This is a genomic window from Streptomyces yokosukanensis (genome assembly GCF_001514035.1).
Classification (GTDB): Bacteria; Actinomycetota; Actinomycetes; order Streptomycetales; family Streptomycetaceae; genus Streptomyces; species Streptomyces yokosukanensis.
The window spans coordinates 1-17373 of sequence record NZ_KQ948215.1; the positions used below are offsets into that span (position 1 = coordinate 1).

General features: G+C 70.7%; 16 protein-coding genes. All 16 read left to right on the plus strand.

The features are described 5' to 3' along the window. Positions 1–438 precede the first annotated feature (438 nt). Positions 439–2238 (plus strand): DUF5941 domain-containing protein, encoded by a 1800-nt coding sequence (locus AQI95_RS24240; RefSeq protein ID WP_067127568.1) that lies wholly within the window; start codon positions 439–441, stop codon positions 2236–2238. Further along, the gene (locus AQI95_RS24245) at positions 2235–2987 is read left to right on the plus strand and encodes a phosphocholine cytidylyltransferase family protein (RefSeq protein ID WP_067127571.1); all 753 of its coding nucleotides are present in this window, start codon (positions 2235–2237) and stop codon (positions 2985–2987) included. The genes AQI95_RS24240 and AQI95_RS24245 overlap by 4 nt, the downstream gene beginning before the upstream one ends. Continuing rightward, positions 2975–4036: an iron-containing alcohol dehydrogenase family protein gene (locus tag AQI95_RS24250; RefSeq protein ID WP_067127574.1), complete on the plus strand. Its 1062-nt coding sequence runs from the start codon at positions 2975–2977 to the stop codon at positions 4034–4036. The genes AQI95_RS24245 and AQI95_RS24250 overlap by 13 nt, the downstream gene beginning before the upstream one ends. Beyond that, positions 4014–4793: a CDP-alcohol phosphatidyltransferase family protein gene (locus tag AQI95_RS24255; RefSeq protein WP_079071473.1), complete on the plus strand. Its 780-nt coding sequence runs from the start codon at positions 4014–4016 to the stop codon at positions 4791–4793. Before AQI95_RS24250 ends, AQI95_RS24255 begins: the two co-directional genes overlap by 23 nt. 5 nt (positions 4794–4798) lie before the next feature. Then, the gene (locus AQI95_RS24260; RefSeq protein ID WP_067127578.1) at positions 4799–5671 is read left to right on the plus strand and encodes a glycosyltransferase family 2 protein; all 873 of its coding nucleotides are present in this window, start codon (positions 4799–4801) and stop codon (positions 5669–5671) included. Between the two features lie 59 nt (positions 5672–5730). Continuing rightward, a complete protein-coding gene (locus AQI95_RS24265; protein ID WP_079071443.1) occupies positions 5731–6660 on the plus strand; it encodes an ABC transporter permease in 930 nt (309 codons plus the stop codon). A 55-nt stretch (positions 6661–6715) separates the two neighbouring features. Continuing rightward, positions 6716–7504, plus strand: coding sequence for an ABC transporter ATP-binding protein (locus AQI95_RS24270; protein WP_067128533.1), 789 nt, complete (start codon positions 6716–6718; stop codon positions 7502–7504). Positions 7505–7864: 360 nt separating this feature from the next. Next, positions 7865–8761 (plus strand): squalene synthase HpnC, encoded by an 897-nt coding sequence (gene hpnC / locus AQI95_RS24275; protein WP_067127583.1) that lies wholly within the window; start codon positions 7865–7867, stop codon positions 8759–8761. Next, a complete protein-coding gene (gene hpnD / locus AQI95_RS24280; RefSeq protein ID WP_067127586.1) occupies positions 8758–9720 on the plus strand; it encodes a presqualene diphosphate synthase HpnD in 963 nt (320 codons plus the stop codon). Before hpnC ends, hpnD begins: the two co-directional genes overlap by 4 nt. After that, positions 9720–9848, plus strand: coding sequence for a DUF6380 family protein (locus AQI95_RS50395; RefSeq protein WP_362613059.1), 129 nt, complete (start codon positions 9720–9722; stop codon positions 9846–9848). The genes hpnD and AQI95_RS50395 overlap by 1 nt, the downstream gene beginning before the upstream one ends. Then, entirely contained in the window at positions 9845–11278 is a 1434-nt protein-coding gene (hpnE, locus tag AQI95_RS24285) for a hydroxysqualene dehydroxylase HpnE (RefSeq protein ID WP_067127589.1), read from the plus strand. The genes AQI95_RS50395 and hpnE overlap by 4 nt, the downstream gene beginning before the upstream one ends. Before the next feature lie 68 nt (positions 11279–11346). Then, positions 11347–12411, plus strand: a complete 1065-nt coding sequence (locus tag AQI95_RS24290; protein ID WP_067127593.1) for a polyprenyl synthetase family protein — start codon at positions 11347–11349, stop codon at positions 12409–12411. A gap of 114 nt (positions 12412–12525) precedes the next feature. Then, on the plus strand, positions 12526–14550 hold the full coding sequence (gene shc, locus AQI95_RS24295) for a squalene--hopene cyclase (protein WP_067127596.1): 2025 nt from the start codon (positions 12526–12528) through the stop codon (positions 14548–14550). Position 14551: 1 nt separating this feature from the next. After that, the gene (locus AQI95_RS24300) at positions 14552–15193 is read left to right on the plus strand and encodes a phosphorylase family protein (RefSeq protein WP_067127599.1); all 642 of its coding nucleotides are present in this window, start codon (positions 14552–14554) and stop codon (positions 15191–15193) included. Between the two features lie 5 nt (positions 15194–15198). Continuing rightward, positions 15199–16221, plus strand: coding sequence for an adenosyl-hopene transferase HpnH (gene hpnH, locus AQI95_RS24305; protein ID WP_067127603.1), 1023 nt, complete (start codon positions 15199–15201; stop codon positions 16219–16221). A gap of 4 nt (positions 16222–16225) precedes the next feature. Further along, a complete protein-coding gene (ispG, locus tag AQI95_RS24310) occupies positions 16226–17359 on the plus strand; it encodes a flavodoxin-dependent (E)-4-hydroxy-3-methylbut-2-enyl-diphosphate synthase (RefSeq protein WP_067127605.1) in 1134 nt (377 codons plus the stop codon). Positions 17360–17373: the final 14 nt, after the last annotated feature.

The window sequence follows — 17373 nt, forward strand, 5'->3', positions numbered from 1 at the left end:
TAGGGTCTTTCTTTCGGATCAGGCCGGCCTTGGGCGACAGTGCCTTCCGGTCGTCCCGAGCGGGGTCTGGTGCGTGCAGCTGCAAGGCGGAGGAGGGAGTCGACGCGGGGCGTCGGCGAGTGACGACAACGCGGCAGATGCGCGTGCCAGGGCCCGCGACCCCGGCAAGATTCGAAAGAGAGGCCCTGAGCGCCCCGTCCGCCTGTCCCGGATGCCCAGGTCTGCGCCGACGGTTTGTCGCCCGGGCCCCGGATCACCGATGATGATCGCGGCAAAGGACGGGGCAGCACCCGTGGGCCGGGCCGTGAACGGCCGGTGAACAAGGGCTCTGGCGCATCCGATAGCCTCTGCCGTCATGCCGCCCGGGTGCCGCACGCAGGGCGCCCCACCATGCAAGAGACCGGCGCCCGCGCGCCGGCACCCAGGGAGTGAGTTCGGTTGCCGACCGCCATCGTCACCGGTCAACCGGTCCCCGGATCGTCCCTCGAGAACGATCTGCGGTCGCTCGGCTTCGACGTCCGGGTGGCTGCGGACGCCACCGAGGCCGAGACCCTGCTCGCCGCCGCTCCGGCGGGCGAGCGCGTGGCCCTGGTCGACGCCCGTTTCGTCGGCCACCCGCACGCCCTGCGCCTCGGCCTGACCGACCCGCGCTTCCCGCTCTCCGCCGTCCCCGGCGCCGTCACCGCCCAGTCGGCCGCCCGGCAGGAGCTGACCCGGGCCGTCGCCCGCGAGACCTCGGCCGGCGGCGGTACGGCGCTCGCCGTGGACAGCCTCGCCGACCGCGTCGCCACCGCCCTCGACTCCGACGACTGCGCGGTGCACCGGCCCGAGCTGGGCAGCCTGGTCGCCGCCGTACCCGCCGACCCGCAGGCCCGCAACGAGGCCCGCCAGGCCGTCGCCGCCGTCGATGACGAGGCCGTACGCCTGAAGTCGGCCGTGAAGTCCCGTGACGGTTTCTTCACCACCTTCTTCATCAGCCCTTACTCGCGCTACATCGCCCGCTGGTGCGCCCGCCGCGGCCTGACCCCGAACCAGGTCACCACGGCCTCGCTGCTCACCGCCCTGATCGCGGCGGGCTGCGCGGCGACGGGCACGCGCGCGGGGTTCATCGCGGCCGGTGTGCTGCTGATCGCCTCCTTCGTGCTGGACTGCACCGACGGCCAGCTCGCCCGCTACTCCCTGCAGTACTCCACGCTCGGCGCCTGGCTCGACGCCACGTTCGACCGAGCCAAGGAGTACGCCTACTACGCGGGCCTCGCCCTCGGCGCGGCCCGCGGCGGCCATGACGACGTATGGGCGCTCGCGCTCGGCGCGATGATCCTGCAGACCTGCCGGCACGTGGTCGACTTCTCCTTCAACGAGGCCAACCACGACGCCACCGCCAACACCAGCCCCACCGCCGCCCTCTCCGACAAGCTGGACAGCGTCGGCTGGACGGTGTGGGTGCGCCGGATGATCGTCCTGCCCATCGGCGAACGCTGGGCGATGATCGCGGTCCTCACCGCCGCCACCACGCCCCGGATCACCTTCTACGTCCTGCTCGTCGGCTGCGCCTTCGCGGCGACGTACACCACGGCCGGCCGGGTGCTGCGCTCTCTGACCCGCAAGGCGCGGCGGACCGACCGGGCCGCGCAGGCCCTCGCCGACCTCGCCGACTCCGGCCCGCTCGCCGAGGCCGTACGACGCGTCCTCGGCCGGGGCCTGCCCGGCCTGGCCGTGCCCGCCGCCTTCCTGGGCGGTGCCGCGGTCGTCGCCTGCTCGGCCCTCACCGGCTACGGCTCGGTGATGCCGGTCATCGGCGCCCTCGTCTACGTCCTCACCTCGGCCCTCGCCACCGCCCGCCCCCTCAAGGGCGCCCTGGACTGGCTGGTCCCGCCCTTCTTCCGGGCCGCCGAGTACGGCACCCTCCTCGCCCTCGCGAGTGAAGCAGGCGTGAACGGTGCCCTCCCTGCGGCTTTCGGCCTGGTGGCCGCCGTCGCCTACCATCACTACGACACGGTGTACCGCATCCGCGGTGACGCCGGGGCGCCCCCGGCTTGGCTGGTGCGCGCCATCGGGGGGCACGAGGGGCGGACGCTGCTCGTCACCGTCCTTGCCGCGGCGCTCACCGCCTCGCAGTTCACGGTCGCGCTCACGGTCCTCGCCGTGGCCGTGGCCCTCGTGGTGCTCGTCGAGAGCATCCGCTTCTGGGTCTCCGCCGGGGCCCCAGCCGTACACGACGAAGGAGAACCCGCATGATCGGCCTCGTGCTGGCGGCCGGCGCCGGACGGCGTCTGCGCCCTTACACCGACAGCCTGCCCAAGGCACTGGTGCCGGTGGGGCCTGCGGGCATAGAGGACTCGATCACGGTGCTCGACCTGACCCTCGGCAATTTCGCCGAGATCGGGCTGAGCGAGGTCGCGATCATCGTCGGCTACCGCAAGGAGGCCGTCTACGAGCGCAAGGCCGCCCTGGAGCAGAAGTACGGCCTCAAGCTCACCCTCATCGACAACGACAAGGCCGAGGAGTGGAACAACGCCTATTCCCTGTGGTGCGGGCGTGACGCCCTCAAGGACGGTGTGATCCTCGCCAACGGCGACACCGTGCACCCGGTCTCCGTCGAGAAGACGCTGCTCGCCGCGCGCGGCGAGGGCAAGAGGATCATCCTCGCCCTGGACACCGTGAAGTCCCTCGCGGACGAGGAGATGAAGGTCGTCGTCGACCCCGGCAAGGGGATGACGAAGATCACCAAGCTGATGGACCCCGCCGAGGCCACCGGCGAGTACATCGGCGTCACCCTGATCGAGGGCGACGCCGCCCCCGAGCTGGCCGACGCGCTGAAGACGGTCTGGGAGACCGACCCGCAGCAGTTCTACGAGCACGGGTACCAGGAGCTGGTCGACCGCGGCTTCCGGATCGACGTGGCGCCGATCGGCGACGTCAGCTGGGTCGAGATCGACAACCACGACGACCTCGCCAAGGGACGGGAGATCGCGTGCCGCTACTGACCCGGCTCATTCCGTCGCCGGTCGTCGTGGACATCCGCCCGGGTGCCCTGGACGACCTGGCCTGTGTCCTCGCCGACGAGCGCATCGCGCACTCCGGCCGGCTCGCCGTCGCCGTCAGCAACGGCTCCGGCAGCAAGCTGCGCGAGCGCATCGCCCCGACACTGCCCGGCGCCAGCTGGTACGAGGTCGGCGGGGGCACCCTCGACGACGCCGTCCGGCTGGCCGGAGAGATGAAATCCGGCCACTACGACGCGGTGGTCGGGCTCGGCGGCGGCAAGATCATCGACTGCGCCAAGTTCGCCGCGGCGCGCATCGGCCTGCCCCTGGTCGCCGTGCCGACGAACCTCGCGCACGACGGCCTGTGCTCGCCGGTCGCCACCCTCGACAACGACGCCGGGCGCGGCTCCTACGGTGTGCCGAACCCGATCGGTGTCGTCATCGACCTGGACGTGATCCGCGAGGCCCCGGCCCGCTTCGTCCGGGCCGGCATCGGCGACGCGATCTCCAACATCAACGCGGTCGCGGACTGGGAGCTGTCCAACCGCGTCAACGGCGAGAAGATCGACGGTCTCGCCGCGGCCATGGCCCGTCAGGCCGGCGAGGCGGTCCTGCGCCACCCCGGCGGCATCGGCGACAACGACTTCCTCCAGGTGCTCGCCGAGGCGCTGGTCCTCAGCGGTATCTCGATGTCGATCTCCGGCGACTCCCGGCCGTCCTCCGGCTCCTGCCACGAGATCAACCACGCCTTCGACCTGCTGTTCCCCCAGCGGGCCGCCGCCCACGGCGAACAGTGCGGACTCGGTGCGGCCTTCGCGACGTATCTGCGCGGAGCCCACGAGGAGGCGGTCCACACCGCCGAAGTGCTGCGCCGGCACGGGCTCCCCGTGCTCCCGGAGGAGATCGGCTTCACCGTGGACGAGTTCGTCCGCGCTGTGGAGTTCGCCCCGGAGACCCGGCCCGGCCGCTACACGATCCTCGAACACCTCGACCTCAAGACGAACCAGATCAAGGACATCTACGCCGACTATGTCAAGGCCATCGGTAGCTGAACTCCGTCCGGTCGTCCACCCCGCGGGGGTGAAGGACCGGCGCAGCGGTGAGCACTGGGCGGGACGCCTCTACATGCGCGAGGTGTCCCTGCGCGTCGACCGCTACCTGGTGAACACCAGGGTCACGCCCAACCAGCTCACGTACCTGATGACTGTCTGCGGCGTGCTCGCGGCCCCGGCGCTGCTGGTGCCGGGGATCTGGGGCGCCGTGCTCGGCGTGGTCGCCACCCAGCTGTATCTGCTGCTGGACTGCGTCGACGGCGAGATCGCCCGCTGGAAGAAGCAGTACTCGCTCGGCGGGGTCTACCTGGACCGCGTCGGTGCCTATCTGACCGACGCGGCCGTCCTGGTGGGCCTTGGCCTGCGCGCCGCCGACCTGTGGGGCAGCGGCCGTATCGACTGGCTGTGGGCCTTCCTCGGCACGCTCGCCGCGCTCGGCGCCATCCTGATCAAGGCCGAGACCGACCTGGTCGGCGTCGCCCGGCACCAGACCGGCAAGCCGCCCGTGCAGGAGGCCGCCTCCGAGCTGCGCTCCTCCGGCATGGCGCTGGCCCGCCGGGCCGCCGCGGCGCTGAAGTTCCACCGCCTCATCCTCGGCATCGAGGCCTCGCTGCTGATCCTGCTCCTCGCGATCGCCGACCAGGTCCGCGGCGACCTGTTCTTCACCCGGCTCGGTACGGCCGTCCTCGCCGGTATCGCCCTGCTGCAGACCCTGCTGCACCTGGTGTCCATCCTCGCCTCCAGCAGGCTGAAGTGAGTGCCGTGAAGGTCGGCGCCGTCATCATCACCATGGGCAACCGGCCCGAGGAGCTGCGCGCCCTGCTCGACTCGGTCGCCAAGCAGGACGGCGACCCGGTCGAGGTGGTGGTCGTCGGCAACGGCTCGCCCGTCCCGGACGTCCCCGACGGGGTGCGGACGGTGGAGCTGCCCGAGAACCTGGGCATCCCCGGCGGCCGCAACGTCGGCACCGAGGCCTTCGGGCCCAGCGGCCGCGATGTCGACATACTGCTCTTCCTCGACGACGACGGCCTGCTCGCCCGGCACGACACCGCCGAGCTGTGCCGCGAGGCCTTCGCCGCGGACTCCCGGCTCGGCATCGTCAGCTTCCGTATCGCCGACCCCGACACCGGCGAGACCCAGCGCCGCCATGTGCCGCGGCTGCGCGCCTCCGACCCGATGCGCTCCTCGCGCGTCACCACCTTCCTCGGCGGCGCCAACGCCGTGCGCACGCGGGTCTTCGCCGAGGTCGGCGGCCTGCCGGACGAGTTCTTCTACGCCCATGAGGAGACCGACCTGGCCTGGCGGGCCCTCGACGCCGGCTGGATGATCGACTACCGGTCGGACATGGTGCTGTACCACCCGACGACCGCGCCCTCGCGGCACGCGGTGTACCACCGCATGGTCGCCCGCAACCGGGTCTGGCTCGCCCGCCGCAATCTCCCCGCCCCCCTGGTCCCGGTCTACCTCGGAGTCTGGATGCTGCTCACGCTGCTGCGCCGCCCGTCCCGGGCGGCCCTGCGGGCGTGGTTCGGCGGATTCCGGGAGGGCTGGACCTCGCCGTGCGGCCCGCGCCGTCCCATGCGCTGGCGGACCGTGTGGCGGCTGACCCGGCTGGGACGGCCTCCGGTGATCTGAGAAGCTTCTCTTACCCGAAGAGAGCAAGCTTCTTACCGAGAGAGTCCGGATTTCCACTCGTGAGTCACATAACGCATGACGGCGGTGTCGCGGTGAGCGCGATGCCGTCGCCCGACGAGGGGCCGACGGCGGCGCAGCTCGCCGCCGCGCACGGGCTCGCCGTGAGCGGCGCCCGGCCCTCGCTGCCCGAGTACGTCCGCCAGCTGTGGGGGCGGCGTCACTTCGTCCTCGCCTTCTCCCAGGCGAAGCTGACGGCGCAGTACAGCCAGGCCAAGCTCGGCCAGCTGTGGCAGGTGGCGACACCGCTGCTCAACGCGGGCGTGTACTACTTCATCTTCGGCGTGATCCTGCACGCGAGCCGTGGCCTGCCCCAGGACGTGTACATCCCGTTCCTGGTCACGGGTGTGTTCGTGTTCACGTTCACGCAGAGTTCCGTCATGTCGGGCGTGCGCGCGATCTCCGGCAACCTGGGCCTGGTGCGCGCCCTGCACTTCCCGCGCGCCGCGCTGCCCATCTCCTTCTCGCTGCAGCAGCTCCAGCAGCTGCTCTTCTCGATGATCGTGATGTTCGTCGTGGCGATCGGCTTCGGCAGCTACCCGAGCCCGGGCTGGCTGCTGATCGTGCCGGTGCTGCTGCTGCAGTTCCTCTTCAACACCGGGCTCGCGCTGATCGTGGCCCGCATGGGCGCCAAGACCCCGGACCTCGCCCAGCTGATGCCGTTCATCCTGCGCACCTGGATGTACACCTCCGGCGTCATGTTCTCCATCAACAAGATGATGGAGGGCCGCTCCGAGATCGCGGTCCGGCTGCTCCAGGTCAACCCCGCCGCGGTCTACATGGACCTGATGCGCTACGCGCTGATCGACGGCTACGGCGCCTCGAACCTGCCCCCGCACGTGTGGGCCATCGCGCTGTTCTGGGCCGTGGCCGTCTTCGTCGGCGGTTTCGTGTACTTCTGGAAGGCGGAGGAGAGGTACGGCCGTGGCTGAGCAGAACGCCGAGCGCGACACCGAGCAGAGCGTCGCGCAGGACGGCGCACAGGACATCGGGCAGGCCGCCGGAGCGGGCGCCGGTGAGCGCCGTCCCACCGTCATCGCCGACGACCTGCACATCGTCTACCGGGTCAACGGTGCCAAGACCGGCAAGGGCAGCGCGACGGCCGCGCTGAGCCGGATCCTGAAGCGCGGCGAGGGGAGCGGGGTGCGCAAGGTGCACGCCGTGCGCGGTGTGTCCTTCGTCGCCTACCGCGGGGAGGCCATCGGCCTGATCGGCTCCAACGGCTCGGGCAAGTCCACGCTGCTGCGCGCCATCGCCGGTCTGCTGCCCGCCGAGAAGGGCAAGGTCTACACCGACGGCCAGCCCTCGCTGCTCGGCGTCAACGCGGCCCTGATGAACGACCTGACCGGCGAGCGGAACGTGATCCTGGGCGGTCTCGCCATGGGCATGTCGCGTGAGCAGGTCAAGGAGCGCTACCAGGACATCGTCGACTTCTCGGGCATCAATGAGAAGGGCGACTTCATCACCCTGCCGATGCGGACGTACTCCTCCGGTATGGCGGCCCGGCTGCGGTTCTCCATCGCCGCCGCCAAGGACCACGACGTCCTCATGATCGACGAGGCGCTCGCCACCGGTGACCGCAAGTTCCAGAAGCGCTCCGAGGAACGCATCCGGGAACTGCGCAAGGAGGCCGGCACGGTGTTTCTCGTCAGTCACAACAACAAGTCCATCCGCGACACCTGCAACCGCGTCCTGTGGCTGGAGCGCGGTGAGCTGCGTATGGACGGACCGACCGAAGAGGTTTTGAAGGAGTACGAGAAGTTCACGGGCAAGTAGTCCGTTTCGGCCAGAGCCCCGCCGGAAGCCGTCCGGCAGGGCTCCGCGTCCGTAAAGGAACTGTCAACTCCGGTCTGAGCCAGGAATCTTGGAACCAATCGGTGTGTTGTTGTGATGTGCAGGACACCCCGACGGACCTTGCTGCGTTGTACAACGTAAGCTGTACCGGTGCCGGAAAGCGGCAAGTGGGGCGATATTGCGCGACACCCTGTGTCAGGGCGACCCCGCGAATTGCCGGGCGGCGTGTCCGAAATAGTGTGTATTGGGTCGGCAGTGTAGAACGGGAGATGTGACGGCAATGGCTACGGAAACTCCCCAGCTCAACGCAGCATGTGCCGTCCCCGCCCCGGGCAGCGCCCGATGACGGCCGGCCTGATGGCGCCCGACCTGGAGAGCGCCACCCTGGACAAAGCCGCGAGCGAGAACTTTCCCGTGGCCCCTTTCTTCCTGCCCCGGGCGTGGCGCGACGACCTCATGGCCGTCTACGGCTTCGCCCGTCTGGTCGACGACATCGGTGACGGCGACCTCGCCCCCGGCGGGGCCGACGCCCGCGCGCTCGGCGTGTCGCCCGACGAGGCGGAGGACCGCCTGGTCCTCCTCGACGCGTTCGAGGCCGATCTGCGCCGTGTCTTCGACGGCACCCCGAGCCATCCGCTGCTGCGCCGGCTGCAGCCCACCGTCCGCCGCCGCTCCCTCACCCCCGAACCCTTCCTCGGCCTGATCGCGGCCAACCGCCAGGACCAGCTCGTCACCCGGTACGAGACCTACGACGACCTCCTCGCCTACTGCGAACTGTCCGCCAACCCCGTCGGCCGCCTCGTCCTCGGCGTCACCGGAACCTCGACCCCCGAGCGGATCCGCCTCTCCGACGCGATCTGCACCGCGCTGCAGATTGTCGAACACCTCCAGGACGTCGCCGAGGACCTCGGCCGGGACCGGATCTACCTCCCGGCCGAGGACATGAAGCGCTTTCACGTCCAGGAAACGGATCTTGGCGCAAAAACCGCAGGCGCATCGGTGCGCGCCCTGGTTGCATACGAAGCACAACGCGCCCGTGATCTGCTGAATGAAGGCGCCCCCCTGGTGGGTAGCGTCCACGGCAGGTTGAAGCTGTTGCTCGCGGGGTTCGTGGCGGGGGGAAGGGCGGCGGTCAGGGCGATCGCCGCAGCCGAATACGACGTACTTCCCGGCCCGCCCAGACCCGGCAAGGTCCAGTTGCTGCGTGAGGCGGGCGTGATCCTGCGAGGAGAGGGGTGATCCGGACCGTGGATTCTCCATCACACGTGTCCGCACCGGTACTCGCCGCCTACAGCTACTGCGAGACCGTCACCGGGCAGCAGGCACGTAACTTCGCCTACGGCATCCGCCTGCTGCCGACGCCCAAGCGCCGCGCCATGTCGGCGCTGTACGCGTTTTCCCGACGCGTGGACGACATCGGCGACGGCGATCTGGTCGACGAGGTGAAGCTGAAGCGGCTCGAGGACACCAGGGCGCTGCTCGCCCGGGTGCGGGAGGGCGAGGTGGAGGAGGACGACACCGATCCGGTCGCGGTCGCTCTCGCCCACGCCGCATGCGCTTTCCCGATCCCGCTCGGCGGCCTCGACGAGCTGATCGACGGCGTCCAGATGGACGTGCGCGGCGAGACGTACGAGACCTGGGACGACCTCAAGGTCTACTGCCGGTGTGTCGCCGGTGCCATCGGCCGCCTCTCGCTCGGCGTGTTCGGCACCGAACCGGGAGCGCGCGGCGCCGAGCGCGCCTCCGAGTACGCCGACACCCTCGGGCTCGCGCTGCAGCTGACCAACATCCTCAGGGACGTCCGCGAGGACGCCGAGGGCGGCCGTACCTATCTGCCCGCCGACGACCTGGCCAAGTTCGGCTGCTCGGCCGGGTTCGACGGGCCCACTCCACCCGAGGGCTCCGACTTCGCGGGCCTCGTGCACTTCGAGGTACGGCGGGCCCGTGCCCTTTTCGCCGAGGGCTACCGGCTGCTGCCCATGCTCGACCGGCGCAGCGGCGCCTGTGTCGCCGCCATGGCCGGCATCTACCGCCGGCTGCTGGACCGCATCGAACGCGATCCGGAGGCGGTGCTGCGCGGCCGGGTCTCGCTGCCCGGGCGCGAGAAGGCCTACGTCGCCGTGCGCGGACTGTCCGGTCTGGACACCCGGCACGTGACCCGCCATGTCTCCCCGCGGTCCGTCAGGAGGCGCGCCTGATGGACCTCGCAGAACCAGGGGACACGCGGCAGGCAACCCTTGTCCGCGGCGTGGCGTCCCTGAGTGCGACAGCCGACCGTGCACCGTTCGATCTGCACGCTCGGCACGCACGGAAGGACGCACGATGAGCGACGGCTCGCGCCCCGCGCAGGCGCACGGCACCGCGGTCGGAGAGCACGCGGCGGGCCGCAGCGCCGTCGTGGTCGGCGGCGGGCTCGCCGGGATCACTGCCGCGCTCGCGCTCGCCGACGCGGGCGTCCGCGTCACCCTGCTCGAAGGCAGGCCCAGGCTGGGCGGCCTCGCCTTCTCCTTCCAGCGCGGCGAGCTGACCGTCGACAACGGCCAGCACGTGTACCTGCGCTGCTGCACCGCCTACCGCTGGTTCCTCGACCGGATCCGGGGCGCGGCACTGGCACCGCTGCAGGAGCGCCTGGACGTGCCCGTCGTCGACGTCGCCAAGCCCGAGGGCAGACGGCTCGGCAGGCTGCGGCGCGACCCACTGCCCGTCCCCCTCCACCTGGGGCGCAGCCTGGCCGCCTATCCGCACCTCTCGCTCGCCGAGCGCGCCGCGGTCGGGCGGGCCGCGCTCGCGCTGAAGGGGCTCGACCTCGCCGATCCGAACCTGGACACGCAGGACTTCGGCAGCTGGCTGGCCGCACACGGCCAGTCGGCGCGTGCTGTCGAGGCCTTGTGGGACCTGGTCGGGGTCGCCACCCTCAACGCGGTCGCGGGCGACGCCTCGCTGGGGCTCGCCGCGATGGTGTTCAAGACCGGTCTGCTGTCCGACCCGGGCGCGGCCGACATCGGCTGGGCCCATGTCCCGCTGGGCGAACTGCACGACCGGCTGGCCCGCAAGGCGCTCGACTCCGCGGGCGTCCGTACCGAGGTCCGTACACGCGTCACCTCCGTCTCTATCAACGAGAACGGCACCTGGAGCGTTCAGGTTCCCGGCGAGCGCCTCGAAACCGACGCCGTCGTCCTCGCCGTACCCCAGCGCGAGGCCCACGATCTCCTGCCGCCCGGTGCCCTCGACGCCCCCGAGCGGCTCTTGGGGATCGGTACCGCGCCGATCCTCAACGTCCATGTCGTCTACGACCGCAAGGTCCTGGCGCGTCCCTTCTTCGCGGCCCTCGGCACCCCCGTGCAGTGGGTCTTCGACCGCACCGACGCCTCCGGGCTCGGCGCGGGCCAGTACCTCGCGCTGTCCCAGTCGGCCGCCCACGAAGAGATCGACCTGCCGGTCGCCGACCTGCGCGAGCGCTATCTGCCCGAGCTGGAGCGACTCATCCCGGGTGCGCGCGGCGCCGAGGTGAGGGACTTCTTCGTGACCCGGGAGCGCACGGCCACGTTCGCCCCCACCCCCGGCGTCGGGCGGCTGCGGCCCGGCGCCCGCACCAAGGCCCCCGGCCTGTATCTGGCCGGAGCGTGGACCGCCACCGGGTGGCCCGCGACCATGGAGAGTGCGGTCCGCAGTGGAGTGAGCGCGGCCGACGCCGCCCTCAGTGCCCTGGGCCGGCCCCGCCCCCGCCATCTCTTCGAGTTCGAGGAGGCGGCCTGATGCCCTCCAGGCATGCGGCGGGCCCCCGCACCCCCGGTACCGCAACAAGAGGAGAGACTGTGCCCACTGTGCCCCCGGCCTCGACGCCCGTCCCACGGGCCGCGGTGGACGTGACCGCGCTGCTGGAGCGCGGCCGGACGCTGGCCACTCCGGTTCTGCGTGCGGCCGTAGACCGGCTGGCGTCTCCCATGGACACCGTCGCCGCCTACCACTTCGGCTGGATCGACGCCGCCGGCAACCCGGCCGACGGCGACGGCGGCAAGGCGGTGCGTCCCGCGCTCGCCGTTCTCTCCGCCGAGGTCACCGGTGCCGCGCCCGAGGTGGGCATCCCCGGCGCGGTCGCCGTCGAACTCGTCCACAACTTCTCCTTGCTGCACGACGACCTGATGGACGGCGACGAGCAGCGCCGCCACCGCGACACGGTCTGGAAGGTGCACGGCCCCGCCCAGGCGATCCTGGTCGGCGACGCCCTCTTCGCCCTCGCCAACGAGGTGCTGCTGGAGCTCGGTTCGGTGGAGGCAGGCCGTGCCACCCGCCGGCTGACCACCGCCACCCGCGCCCTGATCGACGGCCAGGCGCAGGACATCTCCTACGAGCACCGCGACCGCGTCAGCGTCGAGGAGTGCCTGGAGATGGAGGGCAACAAGACCGGCGCGCTGCTCGCGGCCTCCAGTTCCATCGGCGCGGTCCTCGGCGGCGCGAACGACGCCACGGCCGACGCGCTGGAGAAGTACGGCTACCACCTCGGCCTCGCCTTCCAGGCCGTCGACGACCTGCTCGGCATCTGGGGCGACCCGGAGGCCACCGGCAAGCAGACCTGGAGCGATCTGCGCCAGCGCAAGAAGTCCCTGCCGGTCGTCGCCGCGCTCGCGGCCGGCGGCTCCGCCTCCGAGCGACTCGGCGAGATCCTCGCCGCGGACGCCAAGAGCAGCGACTTCGAGAACTTCTCCGAGGAGGAGTTCGCGGCCCGTGCGGCCCTCATCGAGGAGGCCGGCGGTCGCGACTGGACGGCCGAGGAAGCGCGCCGCCAGCACACCATCGCCATCGAGGCCCTCGACGCCGTCGACATGCCCGGCCGGGTACGCGACTCCTTCACGGCGCTGGCCGACTTCGTCGTCGTACGAAAGAGATGATCACTATCGGTCGAACCATCGCGTAGTCGCCGGCCGGTGCCGCAGCGCATGCGGACACCGGCCGACGGCGGACCCACAGCAGCACGACTCGCACGACTGCACGAAGGGGAAGCCATGACAGCGACGACCGACGGAAGCACCGGGGCGACTCTGCCGACCCGCGCTGCCGCGGCCAGCGACACCACTCAGACCACCCCCGAGACGGCCGGGGTGCAAGAAGCCGCCGCACGCGCCGCACGGCGCGCCACCGACTTCCTGCTCGCGAGGCAGGACGACCAGGGCTGGTGGAAGGGCGACCTGGAGACCAACGTCACCATGGACGCCGAAGATCTGCTGCTCCGTCAGTTCCTGGGGATCCGCGACGAGGAGACCACGCAGGCCGCCGCGAAGTTCATCCGCGGCGAGCAGCGCGAGGACGGCACCTGGGCGACCTTCTACGGCGGGCCCGGCGAACTGTCCGCCACCGTCGAGGCGTACGTCGCGCTCCGGCTGGCGGGCGACGCGCCCGAGGCCCCGCACATGGCGAAAGCTTCCGCCTGGATCCGCGAGCGCGGCGGGATCGCCGCCTGCCGTGTCTTCACCCGGATCTGGCTCGCCCTGTTCGGCTGGTGGAAGTGGGAGGACCTGCCCGAACTCCCGCCGGAGCTGATCTACTTCCCGTCCTGGATGCCGCTCAACATCTACGACTTCGGATGCTGGGCCCGGCAGACCATCGTGCCGCTGACCATCGTCTCGGCCAAGCGCCCGGTGCGTCCGGCGCCCTTCCCGCTGGACGAGCTGCACACCGACCCCGCCCGGCCCAACCCGCCCATGTCCTTCGCCCCGGTGGCCAGTTGGGACGGTGCCTTCCAGCGGCTGGACCGGGCCTTGCACCAACTGCGCAAGGTCGTCCCGCGCCGGCTGCGCAAGGCCGCGATGAACTCCGCCGCCCGCTGGATCATCGAGCGGCAGGAGAACGACGGCTGCTGGGGCGGCATCCAGCCCCCGGCCGTGTACTCGGTCATCGCCCTGTACCTGCTCGGCTACGACCTGGAGCATCCGGTGATGCGCGAGGGCCTCGCCTCGCTGGACCGTTTCGCCGTGTGGCGCGAGGACGGCGCCCGGATGATCGAGGCCTGCCAGTCCCCGGTGTGGGACACCTGCCTCGCCGCCATCGCGCTCGTCGACGCCGGGCTGCCCGCCGACCATCCGCAACTGGTCAAGGCGGCCGACTGGATGCTCGGCGAGGAGATCGTGCGGCCCGGTGACTGGGCCGTGAAGCGGCCCGGACTGCCGCCGGGCGGCTGGGCGTTCGAGTTCCACAACGACAACTACCCCGACATCGACGACACCGCCGAGGTCGCCCTCGCACTGCGCCGGGTCCGGCACCACGACCCCGAGCGCGTGGACCGGGCCATCGGGCGCGCCGTGCGCTGGAACTTCGGGATGCAGTCGAAGAACGGCGCGTGGGGCGCCTTCGACGTCGACAACACCAGCCCGTTCCCGAACCGGCTGCCGTTCTGCGACTTCGGCGAGGTCATCGACCCGCCGTCGGCGGACGTCACCGCGCACGTCGTGGAGATGCTCGCCGCCGAGGGACTGGCGCACGACCCGCGCACCCGCCGGGGCATCGACTGGCTGCTCGCCGAACAGGAGGCGGACGGCTCGTGGTTCGGCCGCTGGGGCGTCAACTACATCTACGGCACCGGGTCCGTGGTCCCCGCACTGACCGCCGCCGGGCTGCCCGGCTCGCACCCGGCGATCCGGCGGGCCGTGGTCTGGCTGGAGAGCGTGCAGAACGACGACGGCGGCTGGGGTGAGGATCTGCGCTCCTACAAGCACGTCAAGGAATGGAGCGGCCGGGGTGCCTCGACGGCCTCGCAGACCGCGTGGGCACTGATGGCGCTGCTCGCGGCGGGGGAGCAGGGCTCCAAGGCCGTCGATCGCGGCATCCAGTGGCTGTCCGACACCCAGCGGGAGGACGGCTCCTGGGACGAGCCGTACTTCACCGGCACCGGCTTCCCCTGGGACTTCTCCATCAACTACCACCTGTACCGACAGGTCTTCCCGCTCACCGCGCTCGGACGGTATCTGCACGGCGACCCCTTCGAGCGCGATCTCCTCGCCGGGAAACCGCGGTCAGAGGCGAAGGTGAGCTGAATTGAGCATCCAGCCCGTCCCGCCCCCGCTGCTGATCGCCTGCGCGCTCGGCATCGAGCGTCTGGCCCTGCGCACCGGGGACAGAAGCGGGGCGGACGGGCCGGTCTCCATTCTCCGTACGGGCATGGGCCCCCGTGCGGCGGAACGCTCCGTCACCCGCCGGCTCGCCGGTCCGGCTCAGGTCGACGCCGCCGTGCTGGCCACCGGCTTCTGCGCCGGGCTTGCCCCCGGCATGCATCCCGGCGACCTGGTGGTCGCCGAGGAGACCCGGGACCCACGCTCCACCGTCGCCTGCGTGGGCACCGAACTGCTGGTCAAGGAACTCGTGCGGCTGCTGCCCGGACGCACGGTCCACACCGGCCCGCTCACCGGCGCCGACCATGTCGTACGCGGTCCCGAGCGGTCCCAGCTGCTCGCGACCGGCGCGATCGCGGTCGACATGGAGTCGGCGGCCACGCTCCTGGCCGCCGTCCGCGGCGGCGAGCGCCCGGTTGCGGCCGTACGGGTGGTCGTGGACGCTCCGGAACATGAACTCGTCCGGATCGGCACGCTGCGCGGTGGAATATCTGCTTTCCGCGTTCTTCGTTCTGTTCTTCCCGCATTTTATGAATGGCACCGTTCTTTGTTGCTCCCTCGGAGGTGAGCCAGATGGCCATGCCGCTGCGTCAGTCCATCAAGGTCGCTACATACCTGGCTGAACAGAAGCTCCGCAAGCGGGACAAGTTTCCGCTGATCGTCGAGCTGGAACCGCTCTTCGCCTGCAACCTCAAGTGCGAGGGCTGCGGCAAGATCCAGCACCCGGCCGGGGTGCTGAAGCAGCGCATGCCCGTCGCCCAGGCAGTGGGGGCCGTGTTGGAGTCCGGTGCGCCGATGGTGTCCATCGCCGGCGGCGAGCCCCTGATGCATCCTCAGATCGACGAGATCGTGCGCCAGTTGGTGGCCAAGCGGAAGTACGTCTTCCTGTGCACCAACGCGATGCTCCTGCGCAAGAAGATGGACAAATTCAAGCCCTCGCCCTACTTCGCCTTCGCGGTGCACATCGACGGGCTGCGCGAGCGGCACGACGAGTCCGTGGCGAAGGAGGGTGTGTTCGACGAGGCGGTGGCTGCCATCAAGGAGGCCAAGCGGCGCGGCTTCCGCGTGACCACCAACTCGACCTTCTTCAACACCGACACCCCGCAGACCATCGTCGAGGTGCTCAACTTCCTCAACGACGACCTCAAGGTCGACGAGATGATGATCTCGCCCGCCTACGCCTACGAGAAGGCCCCCGACCAGGACCACTTCCTCGGCGTCGAGCAGACTCGCGAGCTGTTCAGGAAGGCCTTCTCCGGTGGCAACCGCAAGAAGTGGAGGCTCAACCACTCCCCGCTCTTCCTGGACTTCCTGGAGGGCAAGGTCGACTTCCCGTGCACGGCGTGGGCGATCCCGAACTACTCGCTCTTCGGCTGGCAGCGCCCCTGCTATCTGATGTCCGACGGGTATGTGCCGACGTACCGCGAACTCATCGAGAAGACCGACTGGGACAAGTACGGCCGCGGCAAGGACCCGCGCTGCGACAACTGCATGGCGCACTGCGGCTACGAGCCCACCGCCGTCCTCGCCACCATGGGCTCCCTGAAGGAGTCGCTGCGGGCCATGCGCGAGACCGTCTCGGGAAACCGGGAGTGACGCCGTGACCGCCGTTCCCTTGGGCGTGCCCGAGGTGCCGGCCCGGCCGGTCGCGCCGCGGCGGCAGTCGCGGCAGATCCACGTCGGGCCGGTGGCGGTCGGGGGCGGTGCCCCGGTGTCGGTGCAGTCGATGACGACGACCCGGACCTCCGACATCGGTGCCACCCTGCAGCAGATCGCCGAACTGACCGCGTCCGGCTGCCAGATCGTCCGCGTCGCCTGCCCCACGCAGGACGACGCGGACGCCCTCGCCACCATCGCCCGCAAGTCGCAGATCCCGGTGATCGCGGACATCCACTTCCAGCCGAAGTACGTCTTCGCGGCCGTCGAGGCCGGCTGCGCGGCGGTCCGCGTCAATCCGGGCAACATCAAGAAGTTCGACGACCAGGTGAAGGAGATCGCGCGCGCCGCGCGGGACCACGGCACCCCGATCCGCATCGGCGTCAACGCCGGCTCCCTCGACCGGCGGCTGCTGCAGAAGTACGGCAAGGCCACCCCGGAGGCGCTGGTCGAGAGCGCGCTGTGGGAAGCCTCGCTCTTCGAGGAGCACGGCTTCCGGGACATCAAGATCTCCGTGAAGCACAACGACCCGGTCGTGATGATCGAGGCCTACCGCCAGCTCGCCGAGGCGTGCGACTACCCGCTCCACCTGGGGGTCACCGAGGCGGGTCCCGCGTTCCAGGGCACGATCAAGTCGGCCGTGGCCTTCGGGGCGCTGCTGTCCCGGGGCATCGGTGACACGATCCGGGTCTCCCTGTCGGCGCCGCCGGTGGAGGAGGTCAAGGTCGGCATCCAGATCCTCCAGTCGCTGGGCCTGCGGCAACGGCGTCTGGAGATCGTCTCGTGCCCGTCCTGCGGTCGCGCCCAGGTCGACGTCTACAAGCTGGCCGAGGAGGTCACGGCGGGCCTGGACGGCATGGAAGTGCCGCTCAGGGTCGCGGTGATGGGGTGTGTGGTCAACGGTCCGGGCGAGGCCCGCGAGGCCGATCTCGGAGTTGCCTCAGGCAACGGAAAGGGGCAGATCTTCGTGAAGGGCGAGGTCGTCAAGACCGTCCCCGAGTCGAAGATCGTTCAGACCCTCATCGAAGAGGCCCTGAAGCTCGCCGAGCGGACGGGCCCCGCGGACCACGTGAGTTGAGGCAGGACACGGAT